This is a genomic window from Clostridium psychrophilum (assembly GCF_018861705.1).
Lineage (GTDB): Bacteria > Bacillota > Clostridia > Clostridiales > Clostridiaceae > Clostridium_AD > Clostridium_AD psychrophilum.
On sequence record NZ_JAHLEC010000090.1, the window covers coordinates 1 to 13759 of the forward strand.

The 13759-nt window shown below is 30.0% G+C and carries 13 protein-coding genes and 1 pseudogene; 4 read left to right on the top strand and 10 right to left on the bottom strand.

Going from position 1 to position 13759, the window contains the following annotated elements; genetic code table 11:
* Positions 1-89: 89 nt before the first annotated feature.
* Positions 90-1670: pseudogene (locus tag KPL38_RS14760) on the bottom strand (pyruvate formate lyase family protein); the annotation flags it as partial.
* A gap of 208 nt (positions 1671-1878) precedes the next feature.
* Here KPL38_RS14760 and KPL38_RS14765 point away from each other — a divergent pair.
* A complete protein-coding gene (locus KPL38_RS14765; protein ID WP_216289912.1) occupies positions 1879-2223 on the top strand; it encodes a winged helix-turn-helix transcriptional regulator in 345 nt (114 codons plus the stop codon).
* Between the two features lie 85 nt (positions 2224-2308).
* Here KPL38_RS14765 and KPL38_RS14770 read toward each other — a convergent pair whose 3' ends face one another.
* Complete coding sequence (locus tag KPL38_RS14770) at positions 2309-2485, bottom strand: hypothetical protein (protein ID WP_216289913.1); 177 nt, start codon at positions 2483-2485, stop codon at positions 2309-2311.
* A gap of 263 nt (positions 2486-2748) precedes the next feature.
* Here KPL38_RS14770 and KPL38_RS14775 point away from each other — a divergent pair, with 263 nt between their 5' ends.
* Positions 2749-3222 carry a MarR family winged helix-turn-helix transcriptional regulator gene (locus KPL38_RS14775; RefSeq protein WP_216289914.1) on the top strand — a complete coding sequence of 158 codons (474 nt, stop codon included), beginning with the start codon at positions 2749-2751 and terminating at the stop codon, positions 3220-3222.
* Between the two features lies 1 nt (position 3223).
* Positions 3224-4072 (top strand): hypothetical protein, encoded by an 849-nt coding sequence (locus tag KPL38_RS14780; RefSeq protein ID WP_216289915.1) that lies wholly within the window; start codon positions 3224-3226, stop codon positions 4070-4072.
* 346 nt (positions 4073-4418) lie between these two features.
* Here the strand turns inward: KPL38_RS14780 and pbfA are convergent, their stop codons facing one another.
* The 6 genes from pbfA to KPL38_RS14810 are packed head-to-tail and all read right to left on the bottom strand — an operon-like array spanning position 4419 to position 11031.
* Positions 4419-5774 (bottom strand): (R)-1-hydroxy-2-aminoethylphosphonate ammonia-lyase, encoded by a 1356-nt coding sequence (gene pbfA, locus KPL38_RS14785; RefSeq protein WP_216289916.1) that lies wholly within the window; start codon positions 5772-5774, stop codon positions 4419-4421.
* Positions 5775-6578 carry a phosphonoacetaldehyde hydrolase gene (gene phnX, locus KPL38_RS14790; protein ID WP_216289917.1) on the bottom strand — a complete coding sequence of 268 codons (804 nt, stop codon included), beginning with the start codon at positions 6576-6578 and terminating at the stop codon, positions 5775-5777. It abuts the gene before it with no gap.
* Positions 6578-7666, bottom strand: coding sequence for a 2-aminoethylphosphonate--pyruvate transaminase (gene phnW, locus KPL38_RS14795; protein ID WP_216289918.1), 1089 nt, complete (start codon positions 7664-7666; stop codon positions 6578-6580). The genes phnX and phnW overlap by 1 nt, the downstream gene beginning before the upstream one ends.
* A 23-nt stretch (positions 7667-7689) precedes the next feature.
* On the bottom strand, positions 7690-8673 hold the full coding sequence (locus tag KPL38_RS14800; RefSeq protein ID WP_216289919.1) for an extracellular solute-binding protein: 984 nt from the start codon (positions 8671-8673) through the stop codon (positions 7690-7692).
* Entirely contained in the window at positions 8673-10286 is a 1614-nt protein-coding gene (locus tag KPL38_RS14805; RefSeq protein ID WP_216289920.1) for an ABC transporter permease subunit, read from the bottom strand. The genes KPL38_RS14800 and KPL38_RS14805 overlap by 1 nt, the downstream gene beginning before the upstream one ends.
* Positions 10279-11031, bottom strand: coding sequence for an ABC transporter ATP-binding protein (locus KPL38_RS14810; protein ID WP_216289921.1), 753 nt, complete (start codon positions 11029-11031; stop codon positions 10279-10281). Before KPL38_RS14810 ends, KPL38_RS14805 begins: the two co-directional genes overlap by 8 nt.
* A gap of 234 nt (positions 11032-11265) precedes the next feature.
* Here KPL38_RS14810 and KPL38_RS14815 point away from each other — a divergent pair, with 234 nt between their 5' ends.
* The gene (locus KPL38_RS14815) at positions 11266-12036 is read left to right on the top strand and encodes a DeoR/GlpR family DNA-binding transcription regulator (protein WP_216289922.1); all 771 of its coding nucleotides are present in this window, start codon (positions 11266-11268) and stop codon (positions 12034-12036) included.
* Here the strand turns inward: KPL38_RS14815 and KPL38_RS14820 are convergent.
* Positions 12016-12489 carry a PDC sensor domain-containing protein gene (locus tag KPL38_RS14820; protein WP_216289923.1) on the bottom strand — a complete coding sequence of 158 codons (474 nt, stop codon included), beginning with the start codon at positions 12487-12489 and terminating at the stop codon, positions 12016-12018. The two genes, KPL38_RS14815 and KPL38_RS14820, sit on opposite strands and share 21 nt — an antisense overlap.
* Before the next feature lie 464 nt (positions 12490-12953).
* Complete coding sequence (locus KPL38_RS14830; protein ID WP_216289924.1) at positions 12954-13592, bottom strand: FxLYD domain-containing protein; 639 nt, start codon at positions 13590-13592, stop codon at positions 12954-12956.
* Positions 13593-13759: the final 167 nt, after the last annotated feature.

Below are 13759 nucleotides of genomic sequence, written 5' to 3' on the forward strand. Positions count from 1 at the left end.
ATTTAGAAATGAATAAAAATAAACATTAACATTAATAAAGATAAGTAAGAAATCATTCGTATTATTTAAAGAAGGTTTCTTATCAAACTTATAATTAGATTATACAAGGGAGTAGGTGTAACATCTCTGAAAATTTTCTGCGTTAGAACAGTACCTCTGGCATTCATCTCCAGTAGATAATCAAGCTGTCGTTTCACAGCATCATCAAATTGTTCATAAGTTGTCAATTTTTCTAATACACCGGTGTCCAACCACTGCTTGCCTCCATATGACTTAAGAACGCCACGATTAAATACCATTTCAATGGTGATAGGCCATTGTGTAAACCCACCGGCTGTCCACTGGTGAATACGTCCCGATTTTTGCGGTTCCACGCATCCCATAAGGCAATAGTCTCGAGCATCTTCAAAATTAAAACCTTTCCTAAGCATCATTTTGATATGCGCATCATCAAAATGGCATGCAGGCATACCCGCGCCAGATTTAATAACGTCCACTATTTTTTCTAAATAACGATGTGGAGACTGATTGTAAATACGGCAGGCAAGGGATGGCTGGTATATCTTAACTTTTTCCACAGCATCCATAATCAGATATGTTAATTCGTTGGTACCATCTCCTCCTTCACGTTTTTGTCCACCTACACACATGTTGATAAAAGGCATATATCCCGCAAAATATTTGGAGCTCGCTTCCGGTGTATACCAAATCATTTCTGAACATTTGATCATGAAACAACCTATCAATTCAAAAGCCTGCTGCTTGCTAAGCGTTCCGCTTTCAATATCTGATGAATAACCAGGAAACACATACTGGTCAATACGGCCTAGTGATGTACTAGATTGATTCTCTTCCATCAAAAACAGTGACTGTATTGTCCAAATGGACTGCAATGCTTCCTGAAATGTCTTCGGTGGATTTGCCGGCACTCGGGTATTGATTTCAGCAATCTTTTTAAGCTCTGCTTTACGCTTTGGATTCTTTTCCTTTTCGGACAGTTCCCATGCATATGCTGAAAGACGAGCGGCATATGTGAGAATTCCCTCACAGGTTTCTATTGCAGCTTGGTAATAAGAAATTTTATCTTTGTTATCAATCATGCTCGCGGATAATCCGGCAAGATAAGCTTCAGCTTCAGCCTTAACTCCGCAAATACCCTTTTTAAAAAGGATAATATCATATCCAGGACTAGTATCTCCGCCACCGCTGGTAATATGATAAGTCAAATCACTTATACACGCCTGGGCGCCGAATTCCCACAAATCTTCTTTGCGAAAAGCTTTTTCACATTTCTCCGCTAGAGATTTACCTTCCCAAAATGGAAACAATTGCTCTCTCATAATCTTCTTGTCTTCTTCGCTTATGAAATAAGGATCCTGTGATCTAGTACCGATAGTATCTAGTTCATCACGGACCCACTTCCATGCGGTATCTGGTGAAAATGCACCTGCACGCGGTTTGCCACAAGGGTGGCCGATTATAAGTTCATGTTCTTGTATAAGCAGTGGGGCAGTTTCACATGCCCTTCTAAATCCTTTAGCCCTAAGCACATTCCTTTGGAGGTCAGGATATTTTTTTGCAATTTCAGTATAAGCCAAGGCACGCCCAATGGTAATGCTTGGCTTAACCTTTAAATATGCTTCTTTCAGAAGCTGAAGACGTTTAAGTAAATCCGACTTTTTTTGTGTCATAATATTCCTCCTCATTTACTACATTATTTATCCTGTTCTTGAAATTAAACCTCCACTCTGTATTATATGTACCTAATAATTAATTTACTTTGTAACGAATCTCTATATATATTATTATATATTTAGTATGATAATAATAACAGTATGCACTTTAATGTAAGATACTAACTAAAAGGAGAGTAATGTTATGAAACAAGAAGAAGAGGTTTACTCAGCACCATTTAAATATACATTGTCTATATTTAGTGGCAAATGGAAAATGACAATAATGTTTTGGTTATCAGGACGTAAAATCTTGCGTTATGGAGAATTAAAAAAATGTATTAAAGGGATCACTCATAAAATGTTAAGTTCTCAACTTAAGGAGCTTGAAGCAAATGATATAATAGTTCGTAAGGAATATCACCAAGTTCCACCAAAGGTAGAATACTTTTTATCAGAAAAAGGATTATCTCTAATGCCAATTTTAGAAGGAATGTGTTCTTGGGGTCATTTACACTATAAAGATGAGACTAGTGAAAATCGTATATGATGCCTGGGTTTGTCTTGGACATTAACTTAAGTTAATTTATTATTAATATAAAATTTAGCTCTTTATTGTTACTATATTTTTTTGATTAAAATTGCTGAAATATACTTTGTACATCATTAAATACATCTCTTAATGATATGTTAGCATTTACCACATAATCACATGGTATAATATTAAATTTGTTCTCATTATGCCATGATATTTCTATTGTATCATCTCTATCTACCATTCTACATAATCTTACTTCTTTATCTGCTTGCAAATATATTACAATTGAAAACAAATTGTTTTTATTTCTAATGCATATATTTAAATACCGAAAGCGAGCTGTTTTGATAAAGAATTAGTATAATCATCTTATTTAAATATAACGTAGTATTTAAATAAGATGATTACTAAATATAGCCAAACTTCTGTAAATAAATTTAAATTAGACAAATAAAATATATTGACAAATAAAAAAAGATAACATACAATATTAATAGGTAATGTATTACCTATTAATATTGTATGTAGGAGGTATTTATGAGAAAACCTGAAATCATGAGTGATCGGAAGTATTTATTTGGATCGATTTTTATAGTTTCTAACAGGATGGACACCCTGCTCCAAAGAGAATTCAATCGATTTGATATTACAACAAAGCAGTGGTTTTTATCAGTTATTATAGACAATTTATTTGATAATCCACCTACAATGAAAGAAGTTGCAAATGAAATGGGAAGTTCCCATCAAAATGTGAAGCAGGTTGCTTTAAAGCTGGAACAAAAAGGATTATTGGTTCTGGAAAAGGATAAAAAAGATGCCCGTACAACTAGACTTAAATTGACAGAAAATAGTTATGACTTTTGGAAAATGATTAAAGAGGAAGGTGCCGTGTTTACTGAAACATTATTTAAAGATATAGATAAAGATGAATTAGCAATTGCAAGAAGAGTAATCAATAAAATGATGTTAACTATTAATGAGATGGATAATAAAGGTGAAGGAGTTGAATAATTTGGATAACATTAGTGTTAAACCAAGAAATAATAAAATCCTGCTATATTTAACAATTCTAATAGTTTTACTCGTTGCAACATGCAGCAGTATAGGTATTTGGCATGAGCAATTATATTCTAAGGAAACTGTGAATATTTTATCACAATGTATTGGACAAGATATTTCTAATTTATTTATTATATCACCTATTCTTTTACTTTCCGCTTTCAATGCCTCAAAAGGAAACAAAATCGCAAAAATTATTTGGATTGCTACCATGATCATAAATGTTTATACTTATGTTATCTATTGTTTTGCTGTTCATTTTAATTTTTTATTTCATATTTATTGTTTGATATTAGGTTTATCCATTTATTCTGTACTTATTTTTTTCATTAAATATATTAATGAAGATTTTAAAAATTGGTTTACAGAAAAAGTACCTACTAAATCAATTGGGATTTTTTTAATTATAATAGCCTCCATGTTCACTGTTATGTGGCTCTCTGATTCGCTTCCTGCAGTTTTAACTAATACAGTACCAGCGAACCTAACAAAGGATAATTTACTTACAAATCCGGTTCAGGTTTTAGACTTTTCTTTTTTCTTGCCATTAATCTTTATTTCTTCAGTCATGATAATTAAAAAGAAAACACTTGGGTATCTTCTTGCCCCAATTATGATAGTTTTCGCTATATTAACCACTATTAATATTATCTGTTTAACAGTTGTTACAATGCAAAAGACTTCTTCTAATAATATATTCATGATTATCGCTTTTGCTATATTTGCATTTATTTGTATATGTTTTTTATATTTATTCTTGAAACATATTTCAAAGAGTTCACAAAATATGAAAAGTTTATAATCATATGGATATAATGTTGGTGTATTTCCACATAATCATCAATCTAAAAGAATTCTACTACGCCGTTAATATATAGCCATATACTTTTAAGCTTAATATGAATGAAATAATAGCTATTATTTCATAAAAGTTAAAGGGAATAAGTATTACTCTCTTTAACTTTTAATTGTTTGTAATTAGTTTTCATCTAATTCTTAGAAGATTACTAAAGGGTTGAAATTAGCACCTTTCCCGGTATACAAAGTCAGATTTATATATGAAATTAGTGCAAATGATTTTTGCGGTTAGAAATACAATTATGGTAAATATAGCACAGACGGATTAAGAGAATCAAAACTGGTAAGTACTATTCAAAAGAGCTAATAGCTTCCTCAAGTAAACTAAATGCAAAATATAATTGTTCTTTAGTAACTATCAATGGAGGATGCCAAGTTATACAGTTTCCATTTGATAATTTAAATGATAAACCATTACTCAAACAATAATAAAGAATTTTTTCTGTAATTTCGTCATCTTTCTCTTTTGAGATTCTATTCTTCACCATTTCAAAAGTTATTAGAAGTCCTATTATTCTTATATCTCCAATACATTCATATTTTTCATAAAGATTTTTCGAACATTTCCTAGCAAATATTGATAATGTATTGCAGTTTTCAAGAAGATTGAAATCGTCAATATAATTAATTGTTGCAAGAATTGCAGCACACCCTAAAGCTGGCTTCTCATGAGTATAGTGACCAAGTGAAATATCTTGTGCCATATCATATTTAGTTTTTGTAAGTACACAAGCTTGAGGTATTACACCACCTCCAAGACCCTTTCCAAGTACAAGTATATCAGGTTCTACATTAAAAGTTTCATGTACATAAAACTTACCACTTCTACCAAGTGCTGTAGGAATTTCGTCAAAAATCAATAAAATTTCATTTTCATCACAAATTTTTCTTAGCCTTTCAAAGTACATTTTGGGAGGAATATGTGTATCTGTTGCTCTAACGGGTTCTAATAATATTGCTCCTATTTCTCCTTCATTCCTTATAATATACTCAAGATAATCAAGACAAAAATTTGCAACTGCTTCACTAGAGGAACTATTAATAAGATTTCTATAGGCATTATAAGGTATTGCTCTTATACATCCAGGCATAAGAGGTCCCATATCCTTTTTAAATACATATTCTCCTCCAACAGAAATTGTGTCAAGACCTGCCCCATGAAATGATTCCCATAAAGAAATCACTTTGTATTTTCCTGTAACCTTGCGGGCTATTTTAAGTGCGATTCCAACTCCAGCACTACCAGATGGAGTGAAAAGAACCCTATAATCTTTTGAAATTGTTTTATCCACCAAGGCTTTTGCAGCTTTTACAACAATTTCTGCAGTATATCTTCTTGGAACAAATGATAGATCATCTAACTGATTTTTAACTGCTTTTATTACATATGGATTTTTGTATCCCACTTGATGAAGACTATTTCCATGAAAATCGAGATATCTTTTTCCTGACATATCCTCTATATAACAATCCTCAACTTTTGTTATCACATTCATGCAAGGCGATGACATTGATTGTTTAATAAAATAAGACTCATCAGCCTTTAATATTATTTTACTCTTTAGAGAAAGATTATCTGTGAAATTTCTGCGAGCTGATGTAGAATTCACATCACCTTCACGATTTAATTCCATTTTAGTTTGCATTTAATTTTTACCATTCTCTATTAGTTCATTAATCTTTTCTATTAATTCAGGCAATTCTTTCATTGTCTTTATTGTAAAATCTGCTCCTTCCTCTAAAAAAGCTAACTCTGTTTCTTTTATAACTTCATTTCTTTCATTTTCAGATAAACTCTGGAATTCATCATAGCTTAATCCCATCTGTGAACTTCCAACAACAACTCCTACAGACCAAACTCCAGCATTTATGCCTTCTTTTATATCTGCTATTGTATCCCCCACTTTTATTACCTTCCATGTTGCTGAAAGCTTTAGAGCTTCTATATTTCTATAAATCATATATGGACAAGGCCTTCCACAAGAATTTGTTGAATCTGGAGTTATCCAAAAATCAGGTTCATACCCATTGCTTTTAGAACTTTCTAAAACTACTTCCATCATTTTATCTGTATACCCAGTAGTTGAACCAATCTTTATGCCATTATGCCTTAACACTTTAATCGTTTCGCAAACATCAGGTAATGGTATAGAAACCGTAGATAGTGAATTAATAAGTAGAGCTTTAAAATTTGAATATAAAATATCTATATCCTTTTCATCAAAATTTTTACCATACTTTTGTCTCCAACAACTTTTTATTCGCTTCATTTCAAGCATAGTTTTAATATGCTCTCTTTTAGCCATTCCCATAGGTTGTCTTATTTCCTCCATTGTTACTTCAATACCTTTGTCTTTGAATACTTGCATAAATACATTTACAGGTGCAAAGCATCCAAAATCTACTGTTGTTCCTGCCCAGTCAAAAATTACTCCTTCAACTTTATTCATTATTTCTCCTCCATATACTCTTGTATTATTAAACAGAGTTTTTCAATATCTTCTTTATAAATTTCCCCAATGTTACCAATTCTAAAAGTGTCTATCTCTGTTAATTTGCCTGGATATAAAACGAAGTCTCTTTCCTTTACATAACTGTAAAAGTGAATAAAATTAAATTCTTTATTAGGAAAAACAAATGTAGTTATGATAGGCGATTGAAGTTCTTCTTTAATATAAGCATCAAAACCTATACTTTTTAATTTATTTCTTAGCAAATAATTATTATGTTTATACCTATCATTTCTGGCTATTACCCCGCCTTCCTCAATTAATTCGTCTATTGCTTTCGAGAAAGCAGCAACCACATGAGTTGGTGATGTGAATCTCCATTTTCCATCCTTGTCCATACATTTCCACTGATCATATAAATCCAAACATAAACTTTTAGAATTCCCATGACATTTAAGAAGTCTTTCTATTTTTGCAATTATAAAACAGAAACCCGGTACTCCTTGGATGCATTTGTTTGCACTACTAATCAAATAATCAATACCTGAATTTTGAACATTAATAGGTATTGCACCGAAACTGCTCATTGCATCTACAATTAATATTTTACCTTGTTCTTTAGATAGGTTTGCAATTTTCTCAATTGGATTTAATATACCTGTGGTTGTTTCACAATGGACCATAGCTAAATGCGTTATTGCCTTATCCTTATTAAGAATATCCTTTATTTCATCAATTTCTAAAACCTTGTCATAAGGCGAACTATAACAAACATAATTAATGCCTATACATTTAGCCATTTTTACAATTCTTTCTCCATAAGCTCCATTTGATATTATTAGTAACTTATCTTCCTCCCCTATCGCAGAGTTTAAAACAGCTTCAACTCCAAAACTACCACTTCCCTGCATTAAAATAGTTGTATACACTTTCATTGAAGCTCCAGCAATTTCAAGTAATTGCTTTCTAATTTTCTGTGTAATTGCTTTGTACTCATCATCCCATGTGCAACGGTCAAATAGCATTTCCTCTTTAACGGAATTAGATGTTGTAAGTGGTCCTGGTGTTAAAAGTTTATATTTATTCATATTTTATATCTCCATTTCTTTTATTATTTTGCTGCCTTAAAGAAATTCTGATGTTTTTGTAATAGTTCTACTGTTAATGGCTCTGAAAACTTTTTAGAGTAAGTTGGTTTATTCAAATTGGCAACAGTTTCACCTTTATAAAGTGATACAGGATAACTTTTTATAAGCTCAACTCTTGCTTTTGTAATTATAATTTTTTGCATATCTCCAGCAAGTTTCGTTGTAGCGCTGTCACTTTTTTTAATTACCGCAATTGATTCTGTAAGTGAATAATTACCCTCAATTGGATCAACATAATTTATTGGCTTTCCGGATGCCTTAGCAGCTACTGCTTGATAACGAAGTCCAAATCCAACTGCAACTTCTCCATCACTTACTTTAGTTATTGGGCCGGAACCTGAAGCTTCAAGATGAGGACCACAATTTACAATTATTTTATGAAGAATGACCTTGCCCTCTGTTTCACCATACTGACTCATTATGCCTTGAACAAGAAGCCAACCTGTAGATGAACTCATTATGTTCGGTATAGATACTAATCCCTTATACTCATCTTTAGATAAATCTTTAATAGATGTTGGCATTGTCAAACCTTTATCTTTCATAACCTGTGTATTTACAAATATTGAACCTGTATTTGCAAGGATTGGTGTATAATAAGTTGGATATTTTTCAATTGAATTAGTAGTAAAGTTTAAATTTTCATACATATTATATTTTTTCTGTGAACTGTCTATAAAATATGAACTCATAGTGATTAAATTAGCTTGAATTTTGTCTCCTTCTGCCATGAGTTTTCCACCAAGTTCAGCAGTTCCAAAGGACTGTAATACATACTTACCATTGTAACCTGCCTGATTTAAACTTTTTTCCATTGCTTGCACTGCTGCATCATCTGCATTGGTGTAGATGACAACCTTCTGAGCCTTTTTACTAGCACATCCTGTAAGCCCTACTAACACAAAACAGAACATTAAAATTGAGATAAACTTTAAGTGTTTTTTCATTATACAATTTCCCCTTTTTTAATCGAATTTTTTTTGTTTGCTATTTCGCAGCATATTTTAATAACAATATTCGTTATGAAAATAATTATAGATAAAAGAAATATTTGATTAAAATTCTGGAAGTACTGTAACTCCTGAATCTTGCTAGTCATTAAAGCTGTTCCCGCACTTACAAGAAATATAATTGCACTAATAGTAACCATTGAATTAATAAAATAATAACCAAACATTTCTATAATTGTAGATATTGAATTAGGGATTATCACTCTTATTACTGTCTTAATCCAAGTATCACCCATAAGCTCACCTGTGGTTTCAAAAGCAGGATTCATTTTTGAAAGTGAATTTTTTGCCATCAAATAAGGTGTTGTAAATAAATGAATAATATTACAAGCAATGATTATTGTAAATGTTCCTTTTAAGTCACTATTATTAAAAAACATTAAATATGAAAGTCCAAGTACCATCCCTGGCACAGTATTGGTAACCATAGAAAAAACATCAATACTTTTTGTTACAATCTTCCTACTATTTGTACGAACATTTATTAATGCTGCGATATATGAAATTATTACTCCTATTACTGCAGATATTATTGAAACAAATAGAGAATTTATATAAACGTCTATATTTTGGCTAGAAGAAAACAATTCAATTAAATATTTAGTAGTAAACTTCATATTATAAGGATAGTTAACAGCAAAAGGTGCAATAAACATTACCAAAAATACTGATGCTATTGCTAGTATTGTTAAAATAGATATAGCTCCAAAACTAATATCTCTGAATCTATTTTTAACTAATACCGTTTTGGTAAACTTATCATAGTGGAAATTAAATTTTTCTAAATAGCTTAAAAATATTATGCCAATAATTGAAGGGAAAAGCATTATCACTGCAATAGCTGAACCACTATTAAAATCTGGTATAGCTCCTAACATAACCTGGTATAACATTGTAGATATAACAGTATAATTTCCTCCTACAGATGTTGGTATTCCAAAATCCGTAAAACTCAAAATAAATGTTAAAACTAAAGCTCCACCAAACGTTCCAATGAGAGGACGAATTATATTATTTATAAAACTTCTTAAGAAATTATCACCCATCAAATTTGATATAGTCATAAACCTCTTATCAATATAACCAAATGAATTATTAATAAGAAGAAATGCAAAAGGTATTGTGTATATAACATAACCAAGTAACAAACCATTAAAGCCATAAATCTCGAACAACTGTCTTCCAAAAATCTTTGTTAAAAAACCCTGTTTCCCAAAAGAATATATAATTGCAAATCCATAAGTAATTGTAGGTAAAAGCATTGGAACAGAAATTCCGACTCTAATTACTAAGCTTAGGAATTTGAATATATTTGTACAATTTACTGCATAAGCCAAAATGAAAGCAACAATTGTTGTTATTATTGCAGCAATAGCAGAAACTTCAATACTATTTTTTGTAGCAATTAGAATATCCTTATTATGAAGCAATGGAATAAAACTATTTAAAGAATTTTTCAAAATTGTAATTAATGGTGCAAAAAGAAATATTATAAAAAATAAAACAATACAAATAAAAATTATTTTTATTTCTAACTTTTTACTATGCATAACACGCTCCAAACAAATTATGAATATTATCTCTTTTTATTTGTAACTGGTGAACTATAAATTCTTCTACAAAGCTATTATTAGGTTTAGTAATAACATCTTTAGGCGTCCCATACTGTGATATACTGCCTTTATCAATAATCAATACTTTATCAGACATGGTCAAGGCTTCCTCAGGGTCGTGTGTTACAATAATAGTTGTTATCTTATATTTTTTAGTAATTGCTTTAATTCTATCTTTAATAGTTTCTTTTATTACTCCATCAAGTGCACTTAAAGGTTCATCTAAAAGAAGTATTTTAGGTTTTGTTACAAGTGTTCGAGCAAGTGCTACTCTTTGTTTTTGACCACCTGAGAGCTCCTCGATTTTCTTATATAAATGTGGTCTTAACTCTAAAAAGTCAATGATGTCATCAAGTTCCTCTTTGCTTAATAAATTAGGTTTATTTCTAAGTCCATAAATAATATTTTTAAAAGCATTTAAATTAGGAAAAAGCGCATAATCTTGAAACACAATATTAAAACCTCGTTTCTTCATAGCTACTTTGCTTATATCCTCACCATTATAAATAATTGAACCACTATCCATAGGAATTAGTCCTAAAATTATATTTAGTAATGTGGTCTTTCCACTTCCACTAACACCAAGCATTGATACAATTTCACCATTTTCAATTTGAAGACTTATTTCAGAAAGAACTACCTTGTTATCAAATGTCTTTTTAATATTTTTTAGTTCTAACAACTTCTCACCTCCACTATTTCAATATTTCATTGCTCCTTAAGTATAAAGTATTATTTGTTAATTCGTATTACGTTCTGGTTAATTGTGTGTAAATCATTGCAATATGTTTACAATGTTAAGACAATATGATTACAAATTTAATTTAAGAACTTGGCAATAATATGTTGAATATTATCTTTATTAATGATAATATTTGTATAATAAATCAAATATTAATTAAGTGAGGTGAATTATATGTTACCAGTGGAAAGACAAAAAAAGTATCTAGCCTTGCTATCGAATAAAGATGTAGTTACTATATCCTACTTCATGACTAAATTCGATGTATCTATTGAAACAGTAAGAAGAGACTTATCTATTTTAGAAAAACAAGATAAAATTGAAAAAGTCTATGGCGGTGCAAAGCTAAAAAAATCAATCTTAAATGAGCCTTCAATAGAAGAAAGAATGGTAAATAATCTGAAAGAAAAAGATTTGATAGGTAAAAAGTGTTGTGAATTTATTAATGATGGGGATTGTATTTTTATTGATAGTGGTTCAACCACGTATCATATTACAAAACATATTAGAGACAAAAAAAATCTAACAATCATAACTAATTCTATTGCGGTAGTTAATGAATTAATTAATACTGACTTTGAAATAATTATTATAGGCGGAAAAATAAGACATGAGGAATGCTCAGTTGTAACCTTTGACTATATTTTTAACTTTTCACAATTGAACATACAAAAAAGTTTTATTTGTGCAGGAGGCATAACTGCAAAGAATGGTGTTTCTGATTTTAATATGCAAGAAGCCGTTACAAGGAAAAAGATAATTGAAAGGTCAAAAGAAATTTATGTAGCTGCTGATAGTAACAAGTTAGGAAGAGATGTATTAATAAATATCGCGCCATTAAATAAAATTGACTATATTATCACGGATTCTCTTATAGATAAAACCATTGCTCAGGGTTTCAAAAAATGTAAACCCTCATTAATATTAGCGAATGTTCAGGAATAAAAATTTCTTACATTCATTAATTACCAAAATCATTATAAATGTCATTAATGCTATGAGCTTTCCTACTAGATTAGATGAACTTTTAACATCTTTCTCCTTTACTGTAAGAACTACTAAACTTTTTAGCTCAGGTACACTAATATAAAATGCGTCAAATCTATCTTTACCTGTCTTGTATGTTAGCTGTTTCATATCACTATTTTCAAAGTTCTTATTATCTTTAGTTATACTAACAAGTGCAGGGATTTCTAGTTTTTTATTTATACGATTTTTTTCAGGATGATAAATTATATTATTATTCTCATCCTTTATTGGCTGTAAAAATGTAACTACTGGCTTAGAATTAACAACGGACATATATACCGAACTCAAAGAAGTTTCACCCTTTAATGCCTTTTTTGTATACTCATCTTGACTTAAATCAGTATTTATAAATTCTTTATCACTATCCACTATAATTACTCCAGCTTTATCAGTAATAAAGTCATGTTCATCAGTCTTATTTTTGTGAGTAAAGTAATTTTAAAACCCATTGATAATGCACTTGAATCTGGTGAAATATAAAAATAAACAAAAAAGAATATATAGAAAATACTGCTCGTTTAAAATTAATTTTTCATCACAAAATATATGTAAAACAAATAATAGGAATGTTAAATTATGGAAACTATAGCACTTGTTAATAACAACTTGTTATTAAAATTAAAAACCTCCAAGATTTTATTCTCAAAGGTTACTTCCTATTAATTAATGAGTTTATCAAAACAACTTCATTACACTTTTTACCTATTATTCACCTAAAACTCCTGATGTGCACGATTGTAAAATTTCAATTGTTTCTTCTTTTGACAATAATTGCTTTATTCTTCTCATTTTTCTGAACATAGTAACACACTCATCTTAATATTAAAATCAGCTCATTTTTTAAAGAAAAATTTATTATTGTTAATTGATATTTTAATACTTTGATAATTTTTATTAATGTGGTGCTTAATTTCAAATTCTTTAGATTCTCCAGACTGTACCTTTCGATTCCAATTAGTAAAATCAGAATCCAAAACATTTTTATTTACATCTTCATATTTTACATTTACTTCAAAATATTTTATCGTTCTATTTCCAATATTCTTAACACTACCACGCACATAAGTATAATTGTCTTCAGTTACACATGTCGACCCATCAATAATTACTAATGAATTTGAATTAATATTCTTCACAATTTTTTTAATTTGCCTATGTAACTCATTTGTTTTTTTAGATAATTGAATCCTGATTAAATGAATGTTTTCCGTAAATTTCTTCATAAGTTTTTTCATTGATTTACGTAACTCTTTTGTTTTTTTTGATAATTTAATCTTTGCTGAATTAATATTCTTTGAAAATTTTTCCATAAATTTATGAAATACTTTTGTGTTTTTACATATATCAATTTTTTGTGTAAATTCTTGTTTTTCACTATAATCCAAATCATCAATATCTCTCAAGTCATGCCCACAAATAGCACAAAATGAACTTTGTTCCGATACCTCAGCCCCACATTTTTTACATTTCATATTTTAAACCTCCGTTTAAATTCTATTGTAAATTATTTTTCTAAGTTGATTTACCGTAAGAACAAAATCTCCCTACGGTCGAGTAAAAACCCTTATGCCAAGCAAATATGATAATCTCATCGTCCTTTGATTATCATATTTGCATCACATTCTGGGCATAGAACAAT

Coding starts and splice junctions, on each gene's coding strand:
- KPL38_RS14765 (WP_216289912.1), top strand. CDS start 1,879: ATGAAACAAGAAGAAGAGGTTTACTCAGCACCATTTAAATATACATTG.
- KPL38_RS14775 (WP_216289914.1), top strand. CDS start 2,749: ATGAGAAAACCTGAAATCATGAGTGATCGGAAGTATTTATTTGGATCG.
- pbfA (WP_216289916.1), bottom strand. CDS start 5,774: ATGCAAACTAAAATGGAATTAAATCGTGAAGGTGATGTGAATTCTACA.
- phnX (WP_216289917.1), bottom strand. CDS start 6,578: ATGAATAAAGTTGAAGGAGTAATTTTTGACTGGGCAGGAACAACAGTA.
- phnW (WP_216289918.1), bottom strand. CDS start 7,666: ATGAATAAATATAAACTTTTAACACCAGGACCACTTACAACATCTAAT.
- KPL38_RS14800 (WP_216289919.1), bottom strand. CDS start 8,673: ATGAAAAAACACTTAAAGTTTATCTCAATTTTAATGTTCTGTTTTGTG.
- KPL38_RS14805 (WP_216289920.1), bottom strand. CDS start 10,286: ATGCATAGTAAAAAGTTAGAAATAAAAATAATTTTTATTTGTATTGTT.
- KPL38_RS14815 (WP_216289922.1), top strand. CDS start 11,266: ATGTTACCAGTGGAAAGACAAAAAAAGTATCTAGCCTTGCTATCGAAT.
- KPL38_RS14830 (WP_216289924.1), bottom strand. CDS start 13,592: ATGAAATGTAAAAAATGTGGGGCTGAGGTATCGGAACAAAGTTCATTT.